Here is a 24,796-nt window from a genome sequence, read left to right on the forward strand (position 1 = left end):
GCAGCTCAAATGAGCATTCGGTACACGGTGAAGGTTCACAGGGGAGTGGCTGCCGTTTTCGTGGCGGCATTGGCCCTCGCCTTGGCCGGATGCGGGGGAGACGGTCAGGGGAAAGCGCCTCAGAAGGCGCCGAGTGCCAGTAAGAGCGCAGGCAGTGATGCCAAACCCCAGCCTTCGGCGAGCAGCAGTCAGCCCTCCCAGCCACGGCAGGTGATGGCGACGATGACCGGTGAGGCCGGTGTCGTCCTGGACATCCATTCTGCGGCTCGGGACGCCTCCGGCTTTGTCACGGTGAGCGGTCAGATCAAGAACACCGGCGACAAGCCCTTCGGTAATACAGCGGCATGGCGTGGCAACGAGCTCAAGGCCAGCGGAGTATCGGTAGCGGGAGTCACGCTGGTCGACAAGGCAGGCAAGAAGAGGTATTACGTGCTGCGTGACACGGAGGGCAGATGCCTGTGCACAACGGGCGTGGTCATCATCGAAGCGGGCCAGTCGGTTCCCTTCTTTGCCCAGTTCCCTGCGCCCCCCGCGAGCACGAGCGAGGTCGAGTTCAACTTCCCGACTTTCTCGTCGGCAACTTTGAAGATCTCCGGGTGACCCCATGACCACACGACACCGCGTCTCCGCGTCCACCGCCGTCGTCGGGCTCGTCATCGCCGGCGCCCACTTCATCGGGGCCACCAGTGCCCACGCCGACGACGTCAAGCCGTCGGTGCCGCCCGGTACCGAGCCTTCGGCTTCGGCCCCTGTGGCCATCGACTCGAACGCCCCCGGGCTCAAGATCCCGCAGGGTGGGACCCTCGCGCCCGTCAAGGTGCTCGACATCGCCGAGGTCGTCGAGGACCTCGGGGGTGAGGAGCGGCGGCAGGAGACCAATCAGACCGTCATGATGGCGCTGCAGTCCGAGGTCCTGTTCCCCGAGAACAGTGCGGTGTTCAACGCGCAGGCGGCGGCGCGGATACAGGCCATCGCCAACGAGATCAACCAGCAGAAGGCGACCCGTGTCCGCGTCTTCGGGTTCACCGATGACCAGGGCAGTTATGAGCACGGCAAGGAGCTGTCCAAGCAGCGCGCCGACGCCGTGCAGGCGGAGTTGGGCAAGACCGTGACGAACCCCGGCGTCATCTTCGACGTCCGCGGTTACAGCGAGGACTACCCGATCGCCGACAACGGAACCGAGGAAGGCCGGAAGAAGAACCGGCGCGTGGAGATCACGTTCCCGCGCGGAAGCGGTCAGTAGGCCTTCGGTCAGTAGGCCTTCGACCAGTAAGCCTCGGTCAGTAGGCCTTCGGTCAGTAGGCCTTCGGGTGGGAGGCCTTCGGCCGGTGGGGGTTTGCCCGCCGGGCCTCATCGCATGAGGGCGGCCGCCGCCTCGCGGGCTCGGTGGGCCGGTGCGGGGCCGGGGTCGAGGGCGGCCACGACGGTGGCGCCCTCGACCAGGAGCAGGAGTTGGTCCGCGAGGGTTTCGCGGTCGGGGCCGGCGAGCTCGGCCAGGAGGTTCCGCAGCTCCGCTTTGTGGCGGCGGATGACGTCCACCACGGCCTCGGGGCCGGTGCCGAGTTCGCCGTAGGCGTTGAGGAACGCGCAGCCCCGGAAGTCCGGTTCGCGGAACCAGTCCGCCAGCCAGTCGAAGACGCCGAGGATCGGGTCCGGTGCTTCGCTCACCGCCGTGCGCAGGCTTGTCGTCCAGCGTCGGTCGCGGCGTTCCAGGTAGGCGGTGACCAGGGATTCCTTGGCGGGGAAGACGCGGTACAGCCGTTTGAGGGGGACGCCCGATGCGGCGCGGATGCGGTCCATGCCGACGGCTTGGATTCCCTCGGCGTAGAACAGGGTCTCCGCCGCGTCGAGCAGTCGGGTCCGGGCCTCTTCGTCGTCCATGAGGGCAGCGTAGTCCAGGGACGCTTGCCTGGAGAACGATCGTTCTCTAGGGTGGCGGGCCAGAGGGAGAACGATCGTTCTCCCCTGGTCGAGAGGGCTGAGCCAATGACCGCCACCACCACCGCACCCCGTCCACCCCTGCCGCCCTTCACCGAGGAGAGCGCCCGCGCCAAGGTGCGGGCCGCCGAGGACGCGTGGAACAGTCGCGACCCCGACCGCGTCGCGCAGGCCTATACGGAGGACTCGGTCTGGCGCAACCGAGACCGCTTCCTGACCGGCCGCGCCGAGATCCGGGAGTTCCTCGCCGACAAGTGGGAGCGCGAGCTGGAGTACCGGCTCCGCAAGGAACTCTGGGCGTACACCGGGAACCGGATCTCCGTCCGCTTCGTGTACGAGTGGCACGACACCGCCGGTCAGTGGTGGCGCAGCCACGGCAACGAGCAGTGGGAGTTCGACGACGACGGCCTGATGCGTCGCCGGGAGGCGAGCATCAACGACGTCCCCATCGCCTCGGAGGACCGCCGGCTGGCCGGGGCGCGCCACGACACCTGACGCCCCGGCCCCGGCGCCCCCGCCCGGCCCCGGCGCCCCCGCCCGGCCCCGGCGCCCCCGCCCGGCCTCGGAACGGGCGGCTACTGCCCGCGCGCCTGCGTGATCCCGTGCGCCTGCGTGATGAGGTCCGTCGCGACTTCCAGGGCCGCCTGGCGCGTCTCCTCCGGGTTCCCCTCCACGTGCTGGAGGAACATCATCCCGGCGTGCAGCGTGAACAGGGCGCTCACGCAGCGCACCTGGTCCGTCAGTGGCCCGTCGTCCGTCCGCAGCAGTTCGACCAGGGTGAAGAGCCGCTTCTTCACGGTCTCCCCGATGCTCAGCTCCCGCATGGTCGCCTGGTTCTCCTGCATGAACCGGTACAGGGAGGCCCCGGCCGCCATCGCCTCGCTGTAGCGCCGCAGCACTTCCCGCTTGGTCTCCAGCGTGCGCGGCTGCTCCTCGGCCCACGCGATCAGCTCGTCGATCGGACGCGTCACGTCCTCGAAGAGGCTGATGATGATGTCTTCCTTGGTCTTGAAGTGGTAGTACAGCGCCGCCTTCGTGACGTCCAGCCGCTCCGCGATCTCGCGCAGCGACGTCTTCTCGTACCCCTGCTCGGCGAAGAGCTCCACAGCCACGTCCTGGATGCGCTGGCGCGTGTTGCCACGGCGCTGCTGCGGACTGCTGCTGGTCATGGCGCTCCCCAAAATTACTTACTTGACGCCCGGCTAGTTACGGGTCTACCTTCCCCAGTGTAGTGAACTAGCCGGGCGGCAAGTAAGCCCCGGGGGTCAGGGGAGTGGACGAGATGGCGGAAATGACGAAGACGGCCGAAGCCTCGGAGGAGGTGAAGCCGCGCAGTGTCCGCGTCGTACTGATGGCGCTCATGATTGCGATGCTGCTGGCCATGCTCGACAACATGATCATCGGCACCGCCATGCCGACGATCGTCGGCGAACTCGGTGGCTTGGAGCACCTCTCCTGGGTCGTCACCGCGTACACCCTGGCCACGGCCGCCTCCACCCCAATCTGGGGGAAGATCGGCGACATGTACGGCCGGAAGGGCTCCTTCCTCACCTCGATCGTGATCTTCCTGATCGGTTCCGCGCTCAGCGGCATGGCCCAGGACATGGGTCAGTTGATCGGGTTCCGCGCGATCCAGGGCCTCGGAGCCGGTGGTCTGATGGTCGGTGTCATGGCGATCATCGGCGACCTGATCCCGCCCCGTGAGCGCGGCAAGTACCAGGGCATGATGGCCGGCGTGATGGCCCTCGCCATGATCGGCGGCCCGCTGGTCGGCGGCACCATCACCGACCACATGGGCTGGCGCTGGTCCTTCTACATCAACCTCCCGCTCGGCGCCGTCGCCCTCGCGATGGTCACCGCGGTCCTGCACCTTCCCAAGAAGAAGGCCCAGGGGAAGATCGACTACCTCGGCGCGGCCCTGTTGACCATCGCCATCACCTCCACCGTGCTCGTCACCACCTGGGGTGGCACCGAGTACGCCTGGGGTTCCGGTGAGGTCATCGGCCTGATCATCCTCGGCATCGTGTCCATCGCCGCGTTCCTCTACGTCGAGACCAAGGCCGCCGAGCCGGTCATGCCGCTGCACATCTTCCGCAGCCGCAACTTCACGCTCATGTCGGTGATCGGGTTCCTCGTCGGCTTCGCGATGTTCGGCGGCGTGCTCTACCTCCCGCTGTTCCAGCAGTCGGTACAGGGCGCCTCCGCCACCAACTCCGGCCTGCTGCTCCTGCCGATGCTGCTCTCGATGATGGTCGTCTCGCTGATCGCGGGCCGCATCACCACCAGCAGCGGCAAGTACAAGGTGTTCCCCATCGCCGGCGGCGCGCTCATGGTCGTCGGGCTCTTCCTGCTCGCGACCATGGACACCGGCACCACCCGTCTGATGTCCGGCGTCTACATGGCGGTCCTCGGTGCGGGCCTCGGCTTCCTGATGCAGATCACCATGCTCGTCGCGCAGAACAGCGTCGACATGAAGGACATGGGCGTCGCGTCCTCCTCCGCCACCCTGTTCCGCACCCTGGGCGGTTCCTTCGGTGTCGCCCTGATGGGCTCGTTGTTCACCTCGCAGGTGACCGACACCATGACCGAGCGACTGGGCCCCGAGGCCGCCGAGAAGGCGGGATCCGCCCAACTGGACGCCGCGAGCCTGGCCAAGCTGCCCGAAGCCATGCGCGATGCCTACCAGCACGCGGTCGCGGCCGGTACCCACTCCGCGTTCCTGCTCGGCGCGGCCATCGCCGTACTGGGCTTCGTGGCCGCCTGGTTCGTCAAGGAGGTCCCGCTCCGGGGCGCGGGTCCCGCCCAGGCCGCCGGCGGCGGCGAGGGCGGCGAGGGCAAGGCCGCTCAGGCTCCCCAGGAGTCCATCGCCCACTGAGCGACGCGCGCGCCGCGCATGACGTGCGCGACGGGCACGCCCCGTGTGACGTAAGCGACAACGTGGGAATCGAACGAGCCCGGCACCGGCGGATGAACCAATCCGCCGGTGCCGGGCTCTTCCCGTGCCCCCGCCCACCCCTGCCGTGCCCGCGCCCGCTGTGACGCCCGGGTCCGGAGTCGCCTCGCGCGAGGTCGAGTGAATCCCGTCCACGGGAGGGGAGATTGAGCCGCGAGGTGATGGGTAGCAGGTTGGGACGATTCGGCCCGGTTTCAACGTGGCCGAAAATACGGACGATCGGGGACGAATGTCCCATTACTTGGAATTTATGGGGGAATTCACTGGAACCCCTCCTCGTCACCCGGCGTCTGGAAGACGAGGGGGCACCACCACCGGCGGCGGTCGGAGGCGCCCACGAAGTGAAGGGGAGTGGACAGACTCATGGGGTTCTTGGCACGCACGCGCAAGCAGGCCGCACAGTCCCGGTTGACCGTCGTGGCGGCCGCCGTGGCCGTCGCCGCGACCGTATGGGGCGCGACGGCGATCGTCGGACCGGACCACCACGTCGGACAGGAGAACGTGGCCGGTCGGGCTGACGACCCCGCAGGCGGCGGCTCCGCGGGATCGCCCGGGTCCCCGAACGCGCCCCGGCAGCACATGCCCGAGGAGATAGCCCACGCCTCGGAGGGCGGTGGGGACACGGTCAACGTCACCATCGACGACGGACCCGACCCCCGATGGACGCCGCGGATCCTCTCCGTCCTCGCGGAGCACGACGTGAAGGCGACCTTCTGCATGGTCGGCCCCCAGGCCGCGGCCCACCCGGACCTGGTCAAGCAGGTCGTCGCGGGCGGGCACCGGCTCTGCGACCACACCATGTCCCACGACACGGCGATGGACAAGAAGCCCGTCGCCTACCAGAAGGCACAGATACTCGACGCGCAACGGCAGATAGAGCAAGCCGCGGGCGGCGACGCCAAGGTGCAGTACTACCGCGCCCCGGGCGGCGCCTTCACCCCCGACAGCCGGCGCATCGCCGCCGCGGCCGGCATGCGTCCGCTCGGTTGGAACGTCGACAGCAAGGACTTCAGCAAGCCGGGCGTCGCGGCGATCGTCAAGACGGTCAAGGGCGAGCTGAAGAACGGTCCGACCGTGCTCTTCCACGACGGCGGCGGCAACCGCGAGCAGACCGTCGAGGCTCTCGACAAGGTCCTGTCCTGGCTCGAAGACCAGGGCCGCCCCACCGGCTTCCCGGTCCGCACGGCCCCCTGACACGCCGTCCGGCGGCGAACGGGTGAGGGTCGCCCCGCCGGCCCCACCCCCGGTGTTCCCTGGTCGCACACGCGGCCGCACGTGGCCGCACGCAACCGCGTACGCATCACCGCGGGCAGGATCCCGCGTACGCATCACCGCGCAAGCATCACCGCGCACCAGACCCCGCGCGTACCGAATCCCGCACGTACCGAATCCCGCGCACGACCCGCCGGAGGACCGACCCGTGATCGCACCCGAGCAACTCACCGACCCAGCCGTCCGCGCCTTCGTCACGGCCGTGAACGCGGGCGACCGGGCGGCGTTCAACGCCGCGCTCGCCCCGGGCGCGACCATGTCGGACGACGGTTCCGACCGGGACCTCGGCGAGTGGACCGAGAAGGAGGTCTTCTCCTCGGCCGGTCACATGTCCGTCGCCTCGCAATCCGAGGACGGTCGCGCCCTCGTCGTCGACTACCGCAACGACACCTGGGGCGAGATGCGCACCGCCTGGCGGTTCGACGTCACCGCCGACGGCCGCGTCAGCCGCTTCGAGACCGGTCAGGCATGACCCGAGGCCGCGCCTGACCCGGGCCTGACCGCGCCTGCCCCGGCCCGGGGAAGCCGGCCGCCCCCGCCGCGCCGCTGTGCCCGAAGGCCTCGAACTCCTCCCGCGTTCCGTCGCCCCAACCGGCGTTCATCGGCTCGTATGCCTGGCCGCGCGCGGGAACCGTCACCTTCGGGTCCGCCCCCCTTTCCCGTACGGGTGAACGCGCGCCCCGCGTCGTTCCGGCCCGCCGGAAGCCCCCGTTGGGTCGGGCATGAAGCGCACCCGCACCGCCGCTCTCGCCCTCGCCGCCGCCGTGGCCGCCCTCGCCCCCGCCCTCGGCCAGTCCACCGCCACCGCGGCGCAGGGCGCGGCGTACCTCCAGGACCCGGGCGGCGAGGAGAAGGCGATGAAGTCGATGTGGACCAAGGACGACATGCACAAGGTGGAGGGGCAGTTCCGCTTCTACCCGACGGTCCAGTACAAGACGGTCACGAAGCCCGGCCCCGACGGCGCCCCGGAGTACGAGCGGAAGGTCGCCGACCCGAAGACGCTGGCCTGGTCGCCCTCGTACGAGTTCGCGTGGGCGGTGTCCGACTCCAAGCTCGTCAAGCGGGCGGTGACCACGAAGGACGGCAGGCACCCGATCGTCGTGCACGCCGTGCTGCGCGACGCGAGGCGGGCCAAGGCGGGCGAGGTGCGGCAGGAGCTGACGGACCGACCGGCGACGGGCCGCACGAAGGTTCCCGGCGGAAAGCGGATCGCCTGCGACACCGGCACCTACACGGTGGAGTGGTCGGTCACCCGGACCGGCTACGGGGCGCTCACGGGCACGTTGAAGTGGGATTCCGACTGCGGGCAGTACCGCACGGCGTTCTCGCAGGACAACGGCCGGCAGAAGTAGCCCCGACAGGTCCGACAGGTTCGACAGATCCGACAGGCCCGACGGGCCGACAGGTGCGCAGGGGGAGAGGCCGGCCGCCCCGCGCACCTTGTGGGTGCTCGTCGGGCGGCAGGGCCGCGGCCTTGGATCAAGTGCCGTGACTGCCATGGTGCCGCACGGGGTGGGATGCGGCAGGGGGCGAAAGTCCCTTTTCCCAGGGGGCTTTCCGTACGTACGTCTCGCCGGTCAGCTCTTGCGGCCGGCCTCGGTCGCCTTCGCGGCTATGCCCTCCAGGACGCCCTTGGGGTCGCCGGACGGTTCCACGGCGCGACCGATGTTGCGCTTGATGGTGTCGCTGACGGTCACCCAGGACGGGTCGTTGACCGGGTAGAGCTGGGCGCCGCGCAAGGCGGTCAGGAACTGCACGTCGTTCTGGTCGAGGCCACCGCCGGCCGGGGTGCGGGAGGCGGACACCGTCGAGGGCAGCAGGTGGTAGCGCCCCGCGAAGTCGGACAGGTTCTCGTCCTGGTAGACGAAGTCCAGGAACTTGCCGATCTCCTCACGCTTGCCGTTCTGGTTGAACGCCATCATCCAGTCGGCGACACCGACCGTCGGCGGAGTCTCCCCGGGGCCGAGGGTGTCCGACACCGGCATCGAGACGGCACGGACGGAGATGCCCTTGGCGCGCGCCTCGTGAGCGAGCGAAGGGTAGCCGTTGAGCATGCCGACCTCTCCGCGCAGGAAGGCGGCGAACGCGTCGGCGCGGTTGAGCTGCGACGGCGGGACCGGACCGGTCAGGCCCGGGGCGACCATGAACTCCTTGATCCACTTGAAGGTCTGGATGTTCTGGTCGGAGGCGAGGCTGTAGTTGCCGCTGTTGTCGGAGTAGCCGCCTCCGTTGCTCAACTCCCAGATCAGCGCCTCGGCATGGGCCTCCTCCGGACCGAGCGGCATGGCGTAGGGGAACTTCACGCCCTGCTCCTTGAGCGCCTTGGCGGCCGTCTTCAGGTCGTTCCACGTCTTGGGTTCGCTCGTGACGCCGGCCTTGTCGAACAGCGCCTTGTTGTAGAAGAGCAGGCGGCTGCTCGCGACGAACGGCAGGCCGTACAGGGTGCTGCCGACCGTACCGGCCTCCGCGAGCGGTTGCAGGAAGTTCGCCTCGGCGGTGACGGAGAGCAGCTCGTCCGCGGAATAGAGCTTCCCCTGCGCCGCGAAGTCCGAGTAGGAGCCCATCAGGGCCATGTCCGGTGCCTTGTCGTCCCGCACCATGCGCGTGACCTCGCTGTCGATGTCCGCCCACGGGAGGAGTTGGACCTCGACCTTGAGAGCGGGGTTGGCCTTGGTGAAATCGGCCGTCACCTTGTCCCAGAAGGCCTTGGAACTGTTGCCCGGACCGTCGCCGTATTCGGCGGCGACCAGCCTCAGTGTGCCGCCGTCACCGGCGGCCTCGTCGGAACCGCCGCAGCCGGCCAGCGGGATGAGGAGACCGAGCACGGCCGCCCCGGTCGTCGCGGTGAACATTCTTCGTCGCACGGATGGATTCCCCTGATTTTCTTTGAGTCCCGTTGTTACTTATGAGTCACTCCGGGCTGGGGTGTCCGTCCGTGGCCCGTTGGCCGGAATTCTCTCCCGAGGGTGGGGCGGTTGATTCCATTGGGGTGGTGGTTGTGGTCAATGCTCCAACTGGGGCTTTTCCACATGGTGTTTTCCGATATGTGATCCACAATTCCCACGCGCGTAGACATGCCGAAAAGCCCGTTTCCGGCCATGGAACGGGCTGTCGGGGTGGCGGGGGCGTCGGGCGGTCAGGCGGTCGGGCGGTCAGGGGGTCGGGCCATCCGGCCACCGGCCGTCCGGCCGTCGGGTCCTCGGGACGGTCAGTCGGCGAAATCGCCCGCGTAGGGGTCCGGCTCGCCCGTCTCCGGGTTGCGGCCCTCCTGCCAACGGCGCTGGGCCTTGCGCCAGTGGACGAAGCTCAGGTGGCCGCCGTCCCAGAAGGTGATGCTGACGGGGCTCACGTCGAACTCGTCCGAGCACAGCCGGAGCAGGAATTCGGCCATGCCGTACGGATACACCGCGAAGGACTCGGCGGTGTGCCGCCCGACCACCAGGACCGGCCAGCGGTCGGGGTCGGGGTCGGTCGTCAACCAGCACAGGATGTCCGAGCCGCCCGTGACCCCCCACGCGAGGATGGACTCCGGGTCCACGTCGAAGACGGCCCGGCCGCCCTCGGTCTTCCAGACCTGGCGGGCGTTGGCGGTCTCCTCGGCCATCTCGGCCGGATCCCACTGGAGTCCGGGCTTGGGCAGGGGCAACAGGATGCCGGCCTCGCCGTTGATGGACCCGGAGCCGAAGCGCCCCATGAACGCGATGAAGTCGGCCGGGAACCTCGTCCCCCAGGCCGCCTCGGCGGCCCGCCAGTCGATGTCCTCGTCGGCGCCGTGCGTCGCCGGCATGATCTGCTCCAGCGCCTTGATCCGCGCGTTCTCCGTCATGCCGCTCCCCTGACACCCCAGCTCAACCGCCCCAACCTACCCCCGAGGCGGTTCACCGCCTAGCGGGAGGTGAGACGGACGTCAGGTTCCGGCTCCGTCCGGTCGCGGTTCGACCTCGACGCGGGTCCCGACCCGCAGGCCCCAGCAGGCCATCGCACCCGCCTCGGCCTCCAGGACGTGCCGGGAGCGCGGACGGGGCAGCCCCAGCCGGCCGGGGACCATCGTGGTCAGGGCGATCACGTCGAGGTTCCGGTCGAGGTACGCGACATCGATCGCGAACCGCATCCGGAACGTGTGCACGCTGCCCGCCGGCGTCAACAACAGCGCCCCCGCGATCCCGTCGCGCCCGAGCAACCCGCGGGTACGGGCCCGGTAGGAGGCGGCGATCTCCAGCGGCACCGGCGCCCCGTCCGCCCCGCCCACGCGCAGGACGGCTCCGCCGTCACGCCAACGCCCCATGTGCCCCCGCCTCTTCCCGTCCGACCCGTCCGACCCGTCCGTCCGGGTGGTCAGGGTAGGGGCAATGGGCCCCCGGACCCATGCCCCCGCGAGGGACCGGGCCTACGGTCGTCGGATGGGCCTGGTCGTGATCATCCTCGCCGCCGCGTACGGAGCGGGCGCGGGCCTCCTGCTGCCGCGCGCGGCGTACCGGCTGTCCGTGGAGCCGGGGGAGCCCTGGCGGGACGCGTGCCCCGACGGGCATCCACTGCCGGGCTGGGTGGGCCGCGCCCGCTGCCGGCTCCCCGCAGCGCCGTCCGTGTCCCCGTCGGCGCCCGCGCCCGGGCGCCCCGGCCCCGGGGCGGGCGCGCCGCCTTCGGGGCCCGTCCCCGCGGACCCCGAGGCCCCGACCACCGGCCCGCCGCCCCACCGCTACGGGGTCCGCCCCGCGGGAGTCGTGTGTCTGGTGGCCGGGGTCTGCGCCCTGCTCGCGTGGGCCGTCGGGGCGCGGCCCGAGGCGGTGGCGTTCGTGGGGCTCGCGCCCGCGTTCGTCCTGCTCGGCGTGGTCGACGTCGCCGTGCACCGGCTGCCGGACCCGCTGACCCTGCCGCTCGCCGCGGCCGCGGCCGTACTGCTCGGGTGCGCCGGGCTGCTGCCGGGCGCCGCCGGGTCGTGGCGGTCGGCGCTGCTCGGCGGGGCCGCGCTCGCGGGCTCGTACCTGGTGCTGTACCTGATCCACCCCGCCGGCATGGGCTTCGGGGACGTCAAGCTGGCGCTGTCCCTCGGGGTCGCTCTTGGGTGGTACGGCTGGGGGGTATGGGCGCTGGGGGCCTTCCTCGGCTTCCTCTACGGAGCCGTGTACGGCCTGGGCCTGCTGCTGCGCGGCCGTGCGGGGCGCCGGACGGCCTTCCCGTTCGGCCCCTTCATGGCCGCCGGCGCGCTCACCGGAGTGCTGCTGGGCGGATTCGGAGCGTAATCGTTTTGCGTCAATGCACGCATCACGCTTTACGAAGGGTTATGGTGGAACCCCCCCCTCGGGCCGGTCCGTATCCCCCCCACGGACCGGCCCGTTTTTTGTTTCCCCGCGCCGGTTTCCGAAGGCGCGGCATCAGCGCAGGTCAGCCGCGCTGGGCCCAGATGTTGGCGCCGGGGGTGGAGACGGCGAGGGAGTCGATCTCCTTCAACTCCTGCTCCGTGAGCGGGGCACCGGCCAGAGCGGCCACGTTCTCCTCCAACTGCTTCACGCTCGACGCGCCGATCAGAGCCGACGTCATGCGCTCGTCCCGCAGCACCCAGTTGAGCGCCAACTGCGCCAACGACTGCCCGCGCCGCACCGCGATCTCGTTCAGTCCCTTGAGCCGGCGCAGGACGTCGTCCGAGAGCAGGTCCGGGTTGAGGGACTTGCCCTGACTGGCCCGCGAGCCCTCCGGGATGCCCTTCAGGTACTTGCCCGTCAGGAGGCCCTGGGCGAGCGGCGCGAAGGAGATGCAGCCCATGCCGGCCTCCTCCAGGGTGTCCAGCAGCCCGTCCTCCTCCGTCCAGCGGTTGATCATGGAGTACGAGGGCTGGTGGATGAGCGGGCGCACGCCCATGTCGCGCAGGATCCGCGCGGCCTCGGCCGTCTGCTCGGCCGTGTACGAGGACACGCCCACGTAGAGGGCCTTGCCCTGCTGGACCGCGGACGCCAGGGCGCCCATGGTCTCCTCCAGCGGGGTCTCCGGGTCGAAGCGGTGCGAGTAGAAGATGTCGACGTAATCGACGCCCATCCGCTTCAGCGAGGCGTCCAGCGAGCCGAGCAGGTACTTGCGGCTGCCCCACTCGCCGTACGGGCCGGCGTGCATCAGGTAGCCGGCCTTGGTGGAGAGCACCAGCTCCTCGCGGTGGGACGCGAAGTCCTGCGCGAAGATCTTGCCGAAGTTGAGCTCGGCGGACCCGGGCGGCGGTCCGTAGTTGTTGGCCAGGTCGAAATGGGTGACACCGAGGTCGAAGGCGCGCCGCAGGATCGCCCGCTGGGGCGCCAGGGACGTGTCGTCGCCGAAGTTGTGCCAGAGGCCGAGGGAGATGGCGGGGAGCTTGAGGCCGCTGTGGCCGGTGCGCCGGTACTCCATGGAGTCGTAGCGCGAGGGCTCTGCCCGATAGGGATTGGTATCAGTCACGTTGTCCTCCCTATCACGGACTTGTGATCGACCGAGTTGGGTACCCCTTCCCACATCCCAGTAATGTGGCGGACTCGGGGGACCGCAATTCGCACGGGGGCATTGCACGGAGGGGCTGGAAGATCGTGAAGCTGCGCGACCTGGTGTACAGGCTCTACGCACGCCGGGTGGAAGGCCGCCTCGACCATGACGAGGCACCCAAGCACATCGGCGTCATCCTGGACGGGAACCGGCGCTGGGCGAAGGCGTCCGGAGGGACCACGGAGCAGGGCCACCAGGCCGGAGCCGACAAGATCTCCGAGATGCTGGGCTGGTGCACCGAGACGGACGTCGAGGTCGTCACCCTGTGGATGCTCTCCACGGACAATCTGGACCGTCCCGAGGTCGAGCTGCGTCCGCTGCTCAATATCATCGAGAACACCGTGCGGGGCCTCGCGGCGGACGGCCGCTGGCGCGTCCACCACGTCGGCAACCTCGACATCCTGCCCGCGCGGACCCAGTCCGTGCTGAAGGAGGCCGAGCAGGCCACCCACGAGGTCGACGGGATACTGGTCAACGTCGCCGTCGGCTACGGCGGCCGCCAGGAGATCGCCGACGCGGTCCGCTCGCTGCTGCTGGAGCACGCCGAGAAGGGCACCTCCTTCGAGGAGCTCGCCGAGGTCCTCGACATCGACCACATCGCGGAGCACCTCTACACCCGGGGCCAGCCCGACCCGGACCTGGTCATCCGCACCAGCGGCGAACAGCGGCTGTCCGGGTTCATGCTCTGGCAGAGCGCGCATTCGGAGTACTACTTCTGCGAGGTTTTCTGGCCGGCCTTCCGCAAGGTCGACTTCCTCCGGGCACTGCGCGACTACGCCGCGCGCCACCGGCGGTACGGCAGCTGATCCACGGACGGCGGGCTCCTCGACGGGAGTTCGCCGTGACCGCGGCCCCTTCCGGTTCGGCACGTCCCCGCGCGCCCCGTCGCCCCCCTCTCAAGCCTTCACCAGGGGTTCACCGAGCGTCCGTCATATGCCATGGCATGGCCTTGCCCGTTCGAGGGCATAACCCTGGCAGGTCGACGTCCGATCCACGGGTGTCGAGTCTCAGCGGACGGCATGGGGTCGTCCGCCCGGGAGGCCCTTTGCACCAGGACGCACGTGCGGTTCGCACGGACGGAGTGGAGGGCCGGGAATCGGCCCGCGCATGGGTGCCGATGACCGGTCCGGTCTTCATGGCCCGACCTCTTCCGAGGGGGTACGTCCTTCCGTGGTGACCAGCACAAAGCGCCGCCTGCCCGACAGGCGGACCTACGTCCTCGACACCAGCGTCCTGCTGGCAGACCCCAACGCGATCTCCCGCTTCGACGAGCACGAGGTCGTGCTCCCGATCGTGGTGATCACCGAGCTGGAGGCAAAGAGGCACCATCCCGAACTCGGCTACTTCGCGCGCCAGGCCCTCCGCCTGCTCGACGACTTCCGGGTCCGGTACGGACGTCTCGACGCCCCCATCCCGCTGGGCGATCTGGGTGGCACCCTGCGTGTCGAGCTCAACCACTCCGACCCGGGCGTCCTGCCCGCCGGCTTCAGGCTGGGGGACAACGACTCGCGGATCCTCGCCGTCGCCCGCAATCTCCAGGCCGAGGGCTACGACGTCACGGTGGTCTCGAAGGATCTCCCGCTGCGCATCAAGGCCTCCTCCGTGGGGCTGCTCGCCGAGGAGTACCGGGCGGAGCTCGCCATCACCGACGCCGGATGGACCGGCATGAGCGAGCTGGCCCTCTCCGGCGAACAGGTGGACCTGCTCTTCTCGGAGGAGCGGCTCTACGTGCCCGAGGCCGCCGAGCTGCCCGTCCACACCGGGCTGGTCCTCCAGTCCGAGCGCGGCAAGGCGCTGGGCCGGGTCACGGCCGACGGCAACGTGAAGCTCGTGCGCGGCGACCGCGAGGCCTTCGGGCTGCACGGCCGCAGCGCCGAGCAGCGCATCGCCCTCGACCTCCTGCTCGACCCGGAGATCGGCATCCTGTCGATGGGCGGCCGGGCCGGCACCGGAAAGTCGGCGCTCGCGCTGTGCGCGGGCCTGGAGGCGGTGCTGGAGCGGAGGCAGCATCAGAAGGTGATGGTCTTCCGGCCGCTGTACGCGGTGGGCGGCCAGGACCTCGGCTACCTGCCCGGGGACGCCTCCGAGAAGATGAGCCCGTGGGCGCAGGCGGTGTTCGACACGCTCTCGGCGGTCGCCGGACGCGAGGTCATCGAGGAGGTGCTGAACCGCGGGATGCTCGAAGTCCTGCCGCTCACCCACATCCGCGGTCGTTCGCTCCACGACGCCTTCGTGATCGTGGACGAGGCGCAGTCGCTGGAACGGAACGTGCTGCTGACGGTGCTGTCCCGGATCGGCGCCAACTCGCGGGTCGTGCTGACCCACGACGTGGCCCAGCGGGACAACCTGAGGGTGGGCCGGTACGACGGAGTGGTCGCCGTCGTTGAGAAGCTGAAGGGCCATCCGCTCTTCGCGCACATCACGCTGACTCGTTCCGAGCGTTCGCCGATCGCCGCGCTCGTCACGGAGATGCTGGAGACCCTGTAACCGCAAAGGGGACAGAACCCCCATAGTGGGAAGTAGAGTTGGCGCCGCCCGGCAAAGGCCCAGAAGCCTAGCCGGGCGGCGCTGTGCTGCACAGGCCTTTGTCGAAAACAACGGCCTCTGCGCAGGTGTGACCTTTCCCACGCAACGTGGAATTGCCCTGCGGCGTCGAGGTCCGGCAGAGTCTGATTTCCGTCAGGCCCCACATACGGCACACCTGTATCTCTCGTGAGATACGCGCAGTACCACAACTCCACAGTCGTCTGCCGTATGTCGCCCGAGTTTCACGCGGCAGCTCCCGCAGGGGAGTTGCCCACGGGCCCGAGCCTCCAGTGACCGCGGATTCATGGAGGCCAGTGTCCAGGGGCACTTTTGCGCCCGCCAGGTCACTGCGGACGCTGCTGGAAGGACACCGTGTGAGCCGGATCTCGGTTCGAGGGTTCGCAGTGGCTTCGGCCACCGCTGTCACCACCGTCGGCGCAGTCGTGGGCGTTGCCACCGGCGACGCCACCACGAACGACCTCGAGACCACCGCGTCGGGTGCGACTCTCCTCACTGAAATCCCGGTCGGCGAGCAGGCCCAGGTCCAGAGCGGCTCCCTGACGCAGCAGGCCGACACGATCGCCCACGCCGCCGACGCCGACGCCAAGCGTTCGGCCGAGGAAGCCGCGCGCATCGAGGCCGCCGAGACCGCCAAGGCGAAGAAGTCCGACGCCCAGGCCGCGGCGGACGCGGAGGCCAAGAAGAAGTCCGAGGCCGAGGCCGCCGCGAAGCTGAAGAAGGAGCGCGAGGAGGCCGGCGAGGTCGCCAGCCGCTCCTCGGCGCGCGACGCCGGCGACTTCGACGTCCAGGGCTCCTACACGATCTCCGAGATCAAGTCGATCGCCCGGCAGATCGTCCCGGCGGGCCAGTTCCAGTGCTTCTCGGAGATCGTCAACCGGGAATCCACCTGGAACTACAAGGCCGTCAACTCGTCCTCGGGCGCCTACGGTCTGGTCCAGGCACTGCCCGGTTCGAAGATGTCCTCGGTCGGCGCCGACTGGCGCACCAACCCCGCCACGCAGATCAAGTGGGGCCTGGGCTACATGAACGAGCGCTACGGCAGCCCGTGCGCGGCGTTGAGCTTCCACGACGCCAACGACTGGTACTAGGCACGCGCCACCGCACAACCTCCGGGAGCCCCGCACCGTCCTACGGTGCGGGGCTCCTCGCGTGTACGGTCTTCGAGGTGTGTTCACGGGCGGGGGGAAAGGAAAGACATGTCGAAGAGGGCAGGCTGGCTCGGCCGGGTCGGGAGAAAGCTCAGCCAGGTGGAGGCTCGCCTCGACGAACGGCGGGCCGAGGTCGAGGCGGAGACCTCCGACGACCGACCGGTGGCCCAGGCCTCCCCGACGCCGCTCCCGCCCCCGGGAAGCACCGGCCCCGTCCGCGACGCGTCCGGCCGGCGGGTGCGCCCCGACCCGGTGACCGTCATCCCCTGGGGCATGCGCGTGGCCGCGGAGGCCAGTTGGCGGCTGCTGCTGCTCGCCGGGATGCTCTGGGTCCTGATGAAGGTGATCAGTGAGGTCCGCCTCGTCGTCCTCGCCTTCGCCGCGGCCCTGCTCGTCACCGCCCTGCTCCAGCCCTTCGTCGTCCGGCTGCGCCGGCTCGGGCTGCCGCGGGGCCTCGCCACCGCCGTGACGGCGATCCTCGGATTCGTGGTCATCGGGCTGGTCGGCTGGTTCGTGGTCTGGCAGGTCATGGAGAACCTCGACGACCTCTCCGACCGGGTCCGCGACGGCATCAACGAACTCAAGGTCTGGGCACTGGACAGTCCGTTCCACGTGACCGAGAAGCAGATCAACGACATCGCGAAGAACCTCACCGACACCATCGGCACCAACACCGAGGAGATCACCTCCGCCGGACTGCAAGGCGTGACGGTGCTCGTCGAGGTGCTGACGGGCATGCTGCTCGCGATGTTCTCGACGCTCTTCCTGCTCTACGACGGCAAGCGGATCTGGACCTGGGTGCTCGGCCTGGTACCGGCCGCCGCCCGTCCCGGCATGGCCGGCGCCGGTCCGCGCGCCTGGCGCACGCTGACCGCGTACGTACGGGGCACCGTCCTCGTGGCGCTCATCGACGCCGTGTTCATCGGCCTCGGCCTGTACTTCCTCGACGTCACGATGGCCGTACCGCTGGCCGTGTTCATCTTCCTGTTCGCCTTCATCCCGCTCGTCGGAGCCGTGATCTCCGGCGCCCTCGCGGTGGTCGTGGCCCTGGTGACCCAGGGGCCGTTCATCGCGCTGATGGTGCTGGCCGTGGTGCTCGCCGTGCAGCAGATCGAGGGCCACGTGCTCCAGCCCTTCATCCTGGGTCGGGCGGTACGGGTGCACCCGCTCGCGGTGGTGCTGTCCGTGGCCGCCGGCGGGATGATCGCGGGCATCGGCGGAGCGGTGGTCGCCGTTCCGCTGGTCGCCGTCACCAACACGGTGGTCGGCTTCCTCAAGGCGTACTCGCGCGAGCAACTCTACCCGGGCATGGCCGAGGTGGGGCCCGCCCCGCACGGGGCCACCGCGCTGGACGCGTCGCCGCGCACGCCGGGGGAGACGAGCCAGGGTGAGCAGCGGGTCTGACGGCGCCGCGGCGCCGGCCGGGGGCGGGGAGAGGGGCGACGGGTGATCGGCGAGCCGGAACTGGACGGCGAGTGGCGCACGGACCGGGTGGCGGAGACGGCGGAACCCGCCGCGGAGCCCGGGGCGGCGCGCGCGTCGGGGCGAGGACCGCGTTCACGGTGGCTGTGGGTGCTGGGCGGGGCGGTGCTGGCCTCGGCGGTGTGGGGCGGGACCCTGGTCGTGCAGAATCGTTCCGTCCCGGCTCCGGGGATCGCCTACCGGCACGTCGACGACCTCTGCTCGCAGGCGCCCCTGAAGGCGCTCGGCACGATCAACGGCACGGCCTTCGACATGACGTGGCCGGGCAAGGAGACGAGTCCCGCACTCGACTGGTCCTACTGCCGCGCGACGGGCGGGTACACCGAGGGCCGGCCCTGGTACGGGGTCGAGGTCATGGTCGAGCGGCACAAGAAGAGCGATCCCCGGCCGGAGTTCGAGGCCCGGCCCGGACTGGATCCCCGCCGCACGGGCGCCTCGGACGTGGAGGAGGTGCCCGGCCTCGGGGAACGGGCGCTGCTCAGGCGGCAACCGGGCACGGACGCCCAACTGGCGGTGCTGGACGGCGGCGTGGTCTTCACGCTCCGCGTGGAGTGGAACGTGGACAGGGACCTCGTGGACGAGGACGCGGTCCACACGGCGATGATCGAGGACATGCGGGCGCTGACGACCCGGCTGCGCGAGTGAACGGGTGAACGACGGGGCCCCCGCAACCGGTGACGGCTGCGGGGGCCCCTTCCGCGCGGACGCGGAGTACTACTCGGCGGCGAGGGCCGCTTCGGCGTCGAGGGTGACCGCGACGGCCTGGATCACCGAGGCGATCTTGAAAGCCTCCTGGATCGTGTCACGGTCGACACCGGCCTTGCGCAGCACCTGCTCGTGCGAGTCGAGGCACTGGCCACAGCCGTTGATCGCGGAGACCGCGAGCGACCACAGCTCGAAGTCGACCTTCTCCACACCCGGGTTGCCGATGACGTTCATCCGCAGGCCGGCGCGCAGGGTGCCGTACTCCGGGTCCGACAGCAGGTGACGGGTGCGGTAGAAGACGTTGTTCATCGCCATGATCGCGGCGGCGGACTTGGCGGCGGTGTACGCCTCCGGCGACAGGGCCGCCTTCGCCTCGGGCTCCAGCTCGCGCAGGACGCGCGGGGAGCGGGCGGCGATCGCGCAGGACAGGACCGTGCCCCACAGCTGCTGCTGCGGGAGGTCGCTGTTGCCGATGACCGAACCGAGGTTCAGCTTCAGGTCCTTGGCGAAGTCCGGTATGGCGGACTTCAGGGAGTCGAGGGACATCCGTCACTCACCGGCCAGCAGCGCGGGGGCGTCCAGGGTGCCCTCGCCCTTGTTCCAGTTGCAGGGGCACAGCTCGTCGGTCTGCAGGGCGTCGAGGACCCGCAGGACCTCCTTGGGGTTACGGCCCACGGAACCGGCGGTCACCATCGTGAACTGGATCTCGTTGTTCTGGTCGACGATGAAGACGGCGCGCTGCGCGAAGCCGTCCTCGCCCTGTACGCCACAGGCCTGCATGAGCTCGTGCTTGGAGTCGGCCAGCATCGGGAAGGGCAGGTCACGCAGGTCGGCGTGGTCCTTGCGCCAGGCGTGGTGGACGAACTCGGAGTCGCCGGAGACGCCGAGGACCTGCGCGTCGCGGTCCTGGAACTCCTCGTTCAGCTTGCCGAAGGCGGCGATCTCGGTCGGGCAGACGAAGGTGAAGTCCTTCGGCCAGAAGAACACCACGCGCCACTTGCCCTCGTAGGACTTGTGGTCGATCTGGGCGAACTCGCTGCCGGCTTCGAGCGAGACGCAAGCGGTCAGATCGTAGCTGGGGAACTTGTCACCGACAGTGAGCACGTGCTCTCCTTGCAAACGGGAAAGTGACCCTTTTGGGGGCTTTCCGAAGGGGTTGGACGGATCTCACATGCTGGCACAGCTGCATTGATTACGGAAATAGCTACTCTTGTGTCTGGTGATCGGAGGTGCCTATCAGTGGCTGTCGGTAATAGGGGACTCAAACAGGCGACGCTCGCGCAGCTGCGCGCGTTCGTGGCCGTGGCGGAGCATCTGCACTTCCGGGACGCGGCCGCCGCCATCGGCATGAGCCAGCCCGCCCTGTCCGGAGCCGTCTCCGCGCTGGAGGAGGCGCTCGGGGTGCAACTGCTGGAGCGCACCACCCGCAAGGTGCTGCTCTCCCCGGCGGGGGAGCGGATCGCGGTGCGCGCCCGGGGCGTGCTCGACGCCATGGGCGGGCTGCTGGAGGAGGCCGAGGCCGTACGGGCCCCGTTCACCGGCGTCCTGCGGCTCGGGGTGATCCCCACGGTGGCCCCGTACCTGCTGCCGACCGTGCTCGGGCTCTTCCACCGGCGCTACCCCCGGATGGATCTCCAGGTCCACGAGGAGCAGACGGCCTCGCTGCTGGAGGGACTGGCCGGCGGGCGGCTGGACCTGCTGCTGCTCGCGGTGCCGCTCGGGGTGCCCGGGGTCAGCGAACTGCCGCTCTTCGACGAGGACTTCGTGCTCCTCGCCCCCCGCGAGCACCCGCTCGCCGGGCGCCGCGACATCCCGCGCGATGAACTGCGCGGCCTGCAACTGCTGTTGCTCGACGAAGGCCACTGCCTGCGCGACCAGGCCCTCGACATCTGCCGGGAGGCGGGCCGCACGGCGGGCGCGGACGTCACCACCACCGCCGCCGGACTGTCCACGCTCGTACAACTGGTCGCCGGGGGACTGGGGGTGACGCTGTTGCCGCGTACCGCGCTGCGGTTGGAGACCACGCGCAACGAGTACCTCGCCACCGGGTACTTCGCCGAGCCGGCCCCCTCCCGGCGGATCGCGCTGGCCATGCGGACGGGCACCGCCCGACAGGAGGAGTTCAAGGCGATCGGCGCCGCGCTGCGCGAAGCCGTACGCCCGCTCCCCGTCTGGCCGACCGACTGATCCGGTCGGTCGCGGGGGCGGTCGTACGGCCTCGGGCCCGGTCGCCTCGGGCGGGTCATCCGCCGCGCGTCACTCCGTGCGCAGCCCGTCCGGGCGCATCATCCGCAGCAGCGGCGGCAGGCTGAGCAGGGTCACCACCACGACCACGCCCGCTCCCACGCCCGCCATCGCCAGCACCGGACCCCAGTCGATCCCGACGGGCCGGCCGGCCATCCGGATCAGTACCGAGCCCAGCCCGACGCCCACCCCGATCGCCAGCGCCAGACCGACGCCGATGGGCAGGGCCGTCTGCCAGAGCACCGACAGGCTCAGCGTGGAGCGCCTGGTGCCGAACGCCACGAGGGAGGACAGCAGCTTCTTCCGTTCGCGCAACTGCTCCAGTTGGGAGACGAGCATGCTCGCCCCGATGAGGATCAGGACGCCGGTCGCGCCGAAGAAGAGCCCGGTGCGGATCGAGGAGTAACCGGCCACGGTGGTCGTCGACTTCAGGGTCATGGCCGTGGCGAACGGGTCGGCCTTGAATGCGGCCGTGCGGGCCCGCTCCAACCCGTCCGGCACCGACTCGTCCAGCTGGAGGAAGATCTGCGCGGACTGGTCGAAGCCCAGGTCCTTGGGCGCCGCCGACGGAGTCACCATCAGGCCGGTGCGCCGGGTCCCGTTGGGGTCCTCACGGGAGAGGACGGTGCGCGCGTCGGCCGGGAAGGCCCACTTGACGGCCTCCTTGTGCTCGAACGGGCCCCCCTTGAACCCCATGACATTGCCGGCGAGGAGCTGGTCGCCGGCCTTGGCGGTGCCCTCGGCGACGGGGCCGTCGAGCACGAAGGCGTCGCCGTCCTTGCACGCGCCGAGCTCCGCGATCTCCCTGAGCGCCTCGCAACCGCCGACGGTCACCGCGATGGTGTCGTCCGCCGGGACCTGGTGCGCGGCGTTGAACGAGGCCAGCGGCACGGTGCGGGTGATGCCGTCGGTGCCGTCGATCTCGGCGGCGAGGGCGTCCAGCCGGTGCTCGCCGCCGCTGGGCAGCAGGATCGACACGGCGGCCCGGGTCGGGTCCTGGCCGGTCTCGTTGCGGTACTCGCCCTCGACACCCGAGAAGAGCATCTGCAGGGCGATGGCCCCGGCGACCGCCACGGCGATGCCGTTGACGAGGCGGGCGGCCGTCCCGCTGCTGATCTGCAGCCGGCGCACGGCGAGTTGCCAGGAGACCGGGCCGCCGGGCGTCCCGCCGACGACGCGTTCCAGTACCCAGGGCAGGAGTGCGGTGATCCCGACGAGCAAGAGCACCACGCCGCCGCTGACCTGCCACTGGTTGAACTGCCCGTGTTCGGAGCCACGTCCCGTCAGCGGGGTGAGCAGGCCGAGTCCGCCGAGCGGCAGCAGCAGCCGCCACCAGACGCGCCGCTTGGCCGGCTTGGCCGTACGGACGACACCCAGCGGTTCGATCACCACGCCGCGCAGGGCGAACAGGGTCACCGCGACGGCCGCCGCAGGCACCGCGACGGCGACGAGGCCCGCCAACCACGGCGTCGGGTCGAGGTCGGCGGGGAAGACGCTGCGCTGTTCCAGGGTCAGATTGCCGACCAGGCGCCGGCCGATCAGGAAGAAGCCGACACCGAAGCCCAGCCCGAGCACGGATCCGGCGAGCGCCTCGCCCGCGGCGATCCGTCGCACCGCGCGGCTGTCGGCGCCGACCAGGCGGAGCGCGGCGAGCCGGCGGTCGCGACGCTCGCCGCCGAAGCGGACGGCGGCGGCGATGAGGACGGCGACCGGTGTCAGCAGGGCGACGAAGGTGAGCACGACCATGAGCATCAACACGGGATCGAGTGCCCGTCCGCCCGCGTCGTTCGCGAAGCCGGTGACGCGCTCCACGCGGTAGCCGGCTTCGCCGTCGGTCCGGAGCTGGTCGCTGCCCAGGTAGAAGAGGAGTTCGCCGGGCCCGGTCAGGCCCGCGTCGCCGACGACCTCGCCGATCCGTCCGTCCAGGCGCTCCCTGAGGAGGGCGCCGTCGGCGGACTTCATCAGCTTGTCCAGGGCGGGGGAGACGGCGAGTTCGCCCGGGGCGGGGATCCGCTTCAGGCCCGGCGGGACGGGCGCGTCCGGGCCCTCGGCCCGGAGAAGGCTGCCTTCGATGTCCTGCCCGTGGTAGGTCTGCCGGGCGGCGGCGGTCAGGAGGGTGTCCCGGCCGGGGGCGGCGGCCGTCGGCGCGGTCGTCGTGGACCGGGCGTCGGCCCGCTCGTCACGGGCGGTGAGCGCGCCGGGGACGGCGGTGCTGATCAGCAGCAGCGCGACGCCCAGGCCCACGCCCACGCCGGTGAGCAGGGTCCGGGTCCAGCCCTCGCGGCCGCCGCCCAGGGCGAACCGCACGCCCATGGCCAGGTCGCGGTACCAGGTGCGGAGCGTGTTCATACGATGCGCTCCATGTCGCGGGACCTGCCGTCGCGGACGACGATCTCCCGGTCGGAGTAGGCGGCCACCCGGGTCTCGTGCGTGACGAGGACGACGGCCGCGTTGGCGGAGCGGGCGGCCTCGGTGAGCAGCTGCATGACCAGTTCGCCGTTGAGGGAGTCCAGGGCGCCGGTCGGCTCGTCCGCGAAGATGACGCGGGGCCGGGTGACCAGGGCGCGGGCCACGGCCACGCGCTGCCCCTGGCCGCCGGAGATCTCGCCGGGCCGCTTGGCCCCCAGGTCGTCGACCTGGAGCCGCTCCATCCAGCCGAGGGCGGTCCGCTCGGCCTCCTTGCGCTTCACGCCGGCCAGGCGCAAGGGGAGGGCGACGTTCTCCACGCAGGTGAGTTCCGGCACGAGCTGTCCGAACTGGAAGACGAAGCCGAACTCGCCGCGACGCAGGGCGCTGCGCTCGGAGTCGTTCATCGCGGACAGCTCGCGGCCGGCGTAGGTGACGGTGCCGGAGTCGGGCGCCACGATGCCGGCGAGACAGTGCAGCAGCGTCGACTTGCCGGAGCCGGAGGGCCCCATGACGGCGACGACCTCGCCGGGGTGGATGGAGAACTCCGCGCCGTCGAGGGCCTTGGCGGACCCGTAGGCCTTGCGCAGGTCCGTGGCGCACAGCAGGGTGCCGGCCGGGGTCATCGGCGTATCTCCTGACCGAGCTGGTCGAGCCGGGCGGCGGTGAGTTCGAGCCACCGCAGGTCCGCTTCGAGGTGGAAGAGGGCGTGGTCGCAGACGAGTTGGTCGGCGAGGTCGCCCTTGCGCTTGCGGGTGGTCAGCAGGCGCATGAGCCGCAGGTGCTCGGAGCGCTGGGCGTCCAGCAGGTCCTGCGCGCCGCGGCCCGTGAGCAGGGCCAGTACGACCTTGGTGTACAGGGTGGACTGGAGGTACGGCTCGGGCTTCTCGGGCTGGGCGAGCCAGGTCTCGACGTCGGTGATCCCGGCGTCGGTGATGGCGTACCGCTTGCGGTCGGGACCGCCGCCGGCCTCTATCCCGTCGACCTCGACGAGGCCGTTCTTGAGGAGCCGGGACATGGTCGAGTAGACCTGCCCGTAGGCGAGGGGGCGGTCGTGGCCGAACTTCTCGTCGAAGGCGCGTTTGAGGTCGTAGCCGTGCCGGGGGCCGGCTTCCAGTAGACCCAGAAGGGTGTGACCGATGGACATGGCGGCGACTATACACGGGAGGTATACGCGCTGTGTATACCTCCCGTGCATAGCTCGCCGGATCGGTGTTCTGCCTGCTCAGGACGGGTTCGGTGGGGAGGATTCCGTCCGTGTCAGGGGTCGGGGATCAGGAATCGGAGGAGGTGCGGGGGCGGCCGCGCGGCGGAATCGGCGCCGCCCCGCCCGGCAGCCGGCCGGAGTCGGCCAGGGCCCGTCGGAGCAGGAACTCGATCTGCGCGTTGGCGCTGCGCAGCTCCTCGCCGGCCCAGCGCGCCAGCGCGTCATACACCTGCGGGTCCAGCCGCAGCAGGACCTGCTTGCGGGCCTGGCGCGCGGCCCGCGCCGTGCGTTCGGTGCCCCGCGCCGACGGGGCGTCGGACGCCCCGCCGGACCTGCTGTCGGAGCCCCCGGCCACCGCCCCGCCGGACTGCGGGGCGGACTGCGCGGCGGCGC

At 70.4% G+C, this 24,796-nt stretch carries 26 protein-coding genes; 14 read left to right on the forward strand and 12 right to left on the reverse strand.

Annotated features, from left to right (window positions below; translation table 11 throughout):
* Positions 1 to 9: 9 nt before the first annotated feature.
* Positions 10 to 600 (forward strand): hypothetical protein, encoded by a 591-nt coding sequence (locus OHA84_RS22905; RefSeq protein ID WP_266969989.1) that lies wholly within the window; start codon positions 10 to 12, stop codon positions 598 to 600.
* A 4-nt stretch (positions 601 to 604) separates the two neighbouring features.
* Positions 605 to 1,243: an OmpA family protein gene (locus tag OHA84_RS22910; RefSeq protein WP_053677019.1), complete on the forward strand. Its 639-nt coding sequence runs from the start codon at positions 605 to 607 to the stop codon at positions 1,241 to 1,243.
* A gap of 107 nt (positions 1,244 to 1,350) precedes the next feature.
* On the opposite strand, the gene OHA84_RS22915 is transcribed toward OHA84_RS22910, so the two are convergent.
* The gene (locus OHA84_RS22915) at positions 1,351 to 1,881 is read right to left on the reverse strand and encodes a TetR/AcrR family transcriptional regulator (protein WP_266969987.1); all 531 of its coding nucleotides are present in this window, start codon (positions 1,879 to 1,881) and stop codon (positions 1,351 to 1,353) included.
* A 105-nt stretch (positions 1,882 to 1,986) separates the two neighbouring features.
* Here OHA84_RS22915 and OHA84_RS22920 point away from each other — a divergent pair, with 105 nt between their 5' ends.
* A complete protein-coding gene (locus tag OHA84_RS22920; protein ID WP_266969985.1) occupies positions 1,987 to 2,433 on the forward strand; it encodes a nuclear transport factor 2 family protein in 447 nt (148 codons plus the stop codon).
* An 80-nt stretch (positions 2,434 to 2,513) separates the two neighbouring features.
* Here OHA84_RS22920 and OHA84_RS22925 read toward each other — a convergent pair whose 3' ends face one another.
* Positions 2,514 to 3,107, reverse strand: coding sequence for a TetR/AcrR family transcriptional regulator (locus tag OHA84_RS22925; protein WP_053677022.1), 594 nt, complete (start codon positions 3,105 to 3,107; stop codon positions 2,514 to 2,516).
* A gap of 113 nt (positions 3,108 to 3,220) precedes the next feature.
* Between OHA84_RS22925 and OHA84_RS22930 the strand changes: the two genes are divergently transcribed.
* From OHA84_RS22930 to OHA84_RS22945, 4 genes are all read left to right on the forward strand, one after another.
* On the forward strand, positions 3,221 to 4,813 hold the full coding sequence (locus OHA84_RS22930; protein WP_371591440.1) for an MDR family MFS transporter: 1,593 nt from the start codon (positions 3,221 to 3,223) through the stop codon (positions 4,811 to 4,813).
* 441 nt (positions 4,814 to 5,254) lie between these two features.
* The gene (locus OHA84_RS22935) at positions 5,255 to 6,085 is read left to right on the forward strand and encodes a polysaccharide deacetylase family protein (RefSeq protein ID WP_266969983.1); all 831 of its coding nucleotides are present in this window, start codon (positions 5,255 to 5,257) and stop codon (positions 6,083 to 6,085) included.
* A gap of 226 nt (positions 6,086 to 6,311) precedes the next feature.
* On the forward strand, positions 6,312 to 6,635 hold the full coding sequence (locus tag OHA84_RS22940) for a nuclear transport factor 2 family protein (protein WP_266969981.1): 324 nt from the start codon (positions 6,312 to 6,314) through the stop codon (positions 6,633 to 6,635).
* Between the two features lie 250 nt (positions 6,636 to 6,885).
* Complete coding sequence (locus tag OHA84_RS22945; RefSeq protein ID WP_266969979.1) at positions 6,886 to 7,515, forward strand: hypothetical protein; 630 nt, start codon at positions 6,886 to 6,888, stop codon at positions 7,513 to 7,515.
* Between the two features lie 225 nt (positions 7,516 to 7,740).
* Here OHA84_RS22945 and OHA84_RS22950 read toward each other — a convergent pair whose 3' ends face one another.
* The 3 genes from OHA84_RS22950 to OHA84_RS22960 all read right to left on the reverse strand — a co-directional run bounded on the left by OHA84_RS22950 (position 7,741) and on the right by OHA84_RS22960 (position 10,448).
* Positions 7,741 to 9,015, reverse strand: coding sequence for an extracellular solute-binding protein (locus OHA84_RS22950; protein ID WP_266973994.1), 1,275 nt, complete (start codon positions 9,013 to 9,015; stop codon positions 7,741 to 7,743).
* Between the two features lie 356 nt (positions 9,016 to 9,371).
* Positions 9,372 to 9,989, reverse strand: coding sequence for an SMI1/KNR4 family protein (locus OHA84_RS22955; protein ID WP_053677028.1), 618 nt, complete (start codon positions 9,987 to 9,989; stop codon positions 9,372 to 9,374).
* Positions 9,990 to 10,070: 81 nt separating this feature from the next.
* Positions 10,071 to 10,448: a DUF192 domain-containing protein gene (locus OHA84_RS22960; RefSeq protein WP_053677029.1), complete on the reverse strand. Its 378-nt coding sequence runs from the start codon at positions 10,446 to 10,448 to the stop codon at positions 10,071 to 10,073.
* Between the two features lie 115 nt (positions 10,449 to 10,563).
* Here OHA84_RS22960 and OHA84_RS22965 point away from each other — a divergent pair, with 115 nt between their 5' ends.
* Complete coding sequence (locus OHA84_RS22965; protein ID WP_266969976.1) at positions 10,564 to 11,403, forward strand: A24 family peptidase; 840 nt, start codon at positions 10,564 to 10,566, stop codon at positions 11,401 to 11,403.
* A 142-nt stretch (positions 11,404 to 11,545) separates the two neighbouring features.
* Here the strand turns inward: OHA84_RS22965 and mgrA are convergent, their stop codons facing one another.
* On the reverse strand, positions 11,546 to 12,583 hold the full coding sequence (gene mgrA, locus OHA84_RS22970) for an L-glyceraldehyde 3-phosphate reductase (RefSeq protein WP_266969974.1): 1,038 nt from the start codon (positions 12,581 to 12,583) through the stop codon (positions 11,546 to 11,548).
* A gap of 125 nt (positions 12,584 to 12,708) precedes the next feature.
* On the opposite strand from mgrA, the gene OHA84_RS22975 reads away from it, so the two are divergent.
* The 5 genes from OHA84_RS22975 to OHA84_RS22995 all read left to right on the forward strand — a co-directional run bounded on the left by OHA84_RS22975 (position 12,709) and on the right by OHA84_RS22995 (position 18,486).
* The gene (locus OHA84_RS22975) at positions 12,709 to 13,470 is read left to right on the forward strand and encodes an isoprenyl transferase (protein ID WP_053677032.1); all 762 of its coding nucleotides are present in this window, start codon (positions 12,709 to 12,711) and stop codon (positions 13,468 to 13,470) included.
* A 364-nt stretch (positions 13,471 to 13,834) separates the two neighbouring features.
* Positions 13,835 to 15,151, forward strand: a complete 1,317-nt coding sequence (locus tag OHA84_RS22980; protein WP_053677033.1) for a PhoH family protein — start codon at positions 13,835 to 13,837, stop codon at positions 15,149 to 15,151.
* 413 nt (positions 15,152 to 15,564) lie between these two features.
* Positions 15,565 to 16,299, forward strand: coding sequence for a transglycosylase SLT domain-containing protein (locus OHA84_RS22985; RefSeq protein ID WP_053677034.1), 735 nt, complete (start codon positions 15,565 to 15,567; stop codon positions 16,297 to 16,299).
* Between the two features lie 108 nt (positions 16,300 to 16,407).
* A complete protein-coding gene (locus OHA84_RS22990; protein WP_266969971.1) occupies positions 16,408 to 17,763 on the forward strand; it encodes an AI-2E family transporter in 1,356 nt (451 codons plus the stop codon).
* A 42-nt stretch (positions 17,764 to 17,805) separates the two neighbouring features.
* Complete coding sequence (locus OHA84_RS22995; protein ID WP_266969969.1) at positions 17,806 to 18,486, forward strand: hypothetical protein; 681 nt, start codon at positions 17,806 to 17,808, stop codon at positions 18,484 to 18,486.
* A 69-nt stretch (positions 18,487 to 18,555) separates the two neighbouring features.
* Here the strand turns inward: OHA84_RS22995 and OHA84_RS23000 are convergent, their stop codons facing one another.
* Positions 18,556 to 19,092, reverse strand: a complete 537-nt coding sequence (locus OHA84_RS23000; RefSeq protein WP_053677037.1) for an alkyl hydroperoxide reductase — start codon at positions 19,090 to 19,092, stop codon at positions 18,556 to 18,558.
* Positions 19,093 to 19,095: 3 nt separating this feature from the next.
* Complete coding sequence (locus OHA84_RS23005; RefSeq protein WP_053677038.1) at positions 19,096 to 19,650, reverse strand: peroxiredoxin; 555 nt, start codon at positions 19,648 to 19,650, stop codon at positions 19,096 to 19,098.
* A 135-nt stretch (positions 19,651 to 19,785) separates the two neighbouring features.
* On the opposite strand from OHA84_RS23005, the gene OHA84_RS23010 reads away from it, so the two are divergent.
* Entirely contained in the window at positions 19,786 to 20,733 is a 948-nt protein-coding gene (locus tag OHA84_RS23010; RefSeq protein WP_053677039.1) for a hydrogen peroxide-inducible genes activator, read from the forward strand.
* A gap of 69 nt (positions 20,734 to 20,802) precedes the next feature.
* Here OHA84_RS23010 and OHA84_RS23015 read toward each other — a convergent pair whose 3' ends face one another.
* The 4 genes from OHA84_RS23015 to OHA84_RS23030 all read right to left on the reverse strand — a co-directional run bounded on the left by OHA84_RS23015 (position 20,803) and on the right by OHA84_RS23030 (position 24,653).
* Positions 20,803 to 23,139, reverse strand: a complete 2,337-nt coding sequence (locus OHA84_RS23015; RefSeq protein WP_266969965.1) for an ABC transporter permease — start codon at positions 23,137 to 23,139, stop codon at positions 20,803 to 20,805.
* Positions 23,136 to 23,822, reverse strand: a complete 687-nt coding sequence (locus tag OHA84_RS23020; RefSeq protein WP_266969963.1) for an ABC transporter ATP-binding protein — start codon at positions 23,820 to 23,822, stop codon at positions 23,136 to 23,138. Before OHA84_RS23020 ends, OHA84_RS23015 begins: the two co-directional genes overlap by 4 nt.
* A complete protein-coding gene (locus OHA84_RS23025) occupies positions 23,819 to 24,343 on the reverse strand; it encodes a PadR family transcriptional regulator (RefSeq protein WP_053677042.1) in 525 nt (174 codons plus the stop codon). Before OHA84_RS23025 ends, OHA84_RS23020 begins: the two co-directional genes overlap by 4 nt.
* Positions 24,344 to 24,470: 127 nt before the next feature.
* Complete coding sequence (locus OHA84_RS23030; RefSeq protein ID WP_266973992.1) at positions 24,471 to 24,653, reverse strand: hypothetical protein; 183 nt, start codon at positions 24,651 to 24,653, stop codon at positions 24,471 to 24,473.
* Positions 24,654 to 24,796 lie beyond the last annotated feature (143 nt).

Origin of the sequence: Streptomyces sp. NBC_00513 (genome assembly GCF_041431415.1) — a bacterium.
Classification (GTDB): domain Bacteria; phylum Actinomycetota; class Actinomycetes; order Streptomycetales; family Streptomycetaceae; genus Streptomyces.

Coding starts and splice junctions, on each gene's coding strand:
- OHA84_RS22905 (WP_266969989.1), top strand. CDS start 10: ATGAGCATTCGGTACACGGTGAAGGTTCACAGGGGAGTGGCTGCCGTT.
- OHA84_RS22910 (WP_053677019.1), top strand. CDS start 605: ATGACCACACGACACCGCGTCTCCGCGTCCACCGCCGTCGTCGGGCTC.
- OHA84_RS22915 (WP_266969987.1), bottom strand. CDS start 1,881: ATGGACGACGAAGAGGCCCGGACCCGACTGCTCGACGCGGCGGAGACC.
- OHA84_RS22920 (WP_266969985.1), top strand. CDS start 1,987: ATGACCGCCACCACCACCGCACCCCGTCCACCCCTGCCGCCCTTCACC.
- OHA84_RS22925 (WP_053677022.1), bottom strand. CDS start 3,107: ATGACCAGCAGCAGTCCGCAGCAGCGCCGTGGCAACACGCGCCAGCGC.
- OHA84_RS22930 (WP_371591440.1), top strand. CDS start 3,221: ATGGCGGAAATGACGAAGACGGCCGAAGCCTCGGAGGAGGTGAAGCCG.
- OHA84_RS22935 (WP_266969983.1), top strand. CDS start 5,255: ATGGGGTTCTTGGCACGCACGCGCAAGCAGGCCGCACAGTCCCGGTTG.
- OHA84_RS22945 (WP_266969979.1), top strand. CDS start 6,886: ATGAAGCGCACCCGCACCGCCGCTCTCGCCCTCGCCGCCGCCGTGGCC.
- OHA84_RS22950 (WP_266973994.1), bottom strand. CDS start 9,015: ATGTTCACCGCGACGACCGGGGCGGCCGTGCTCGGTCTCCTCATCCCG.
- OHA84_RS22955 (WP_053677028.1), bottom strand. CDS start 9,989: ATGACGGAGAACGCGCGGATCAAGGCGCTGGAGCAGATCATGCCGGCG.
- OHA84_RS22960 (WP_053677029.1), bottom strand. CDS start 10,448: ATGGGGCGTTGGCGTGACGGCGGAGCCGTCCTGCGCGTGGGCGGGGCG.
- OHA84_RS22965 (WP_266969976.1), top strand. CDS start 10,564: ATGGGCCTGGTCGTGATCATCCTCGCCGCCGCGTACGGAGCGGGCGCG.
- OHA84_RS22990 (WP_266969971.1), top strand. CDS start 16,408: ATGTCGAAGAGGGCAGGCTGGCTCGGCCGGGTCGGGAGAAAGCTCAGC.
- OHA84_RS23000 (WP_053677037.1), bottom strand. CDS start 19,092: ATGTCCCTCGACTCCCTGAAGTCCGCCATACCGGACTTCGCCAAGGAC.
- OHA84_RS23015 (WP_266969965.1), bottom strand. CDS start 23,139: ATGAACACGCTCCGCACCTGGTACCGCGACCTGGCCATGGGCGTGCGG.
- OHA84_RS23020 (WP_266969963.1), bottom strand. CDS start 23,822: ATGACCCCGGCCGGCACCCTGCTGTGCGCCACGGACCTGCGCAAGGCC.
- OHA84_RS23025 (WP_053677042.1), bottom strand. CDS start 24,343: ATGTCCATCGGTCACACCCTTCTGGGTCTACTGGAAGCCGGCCCCCGG.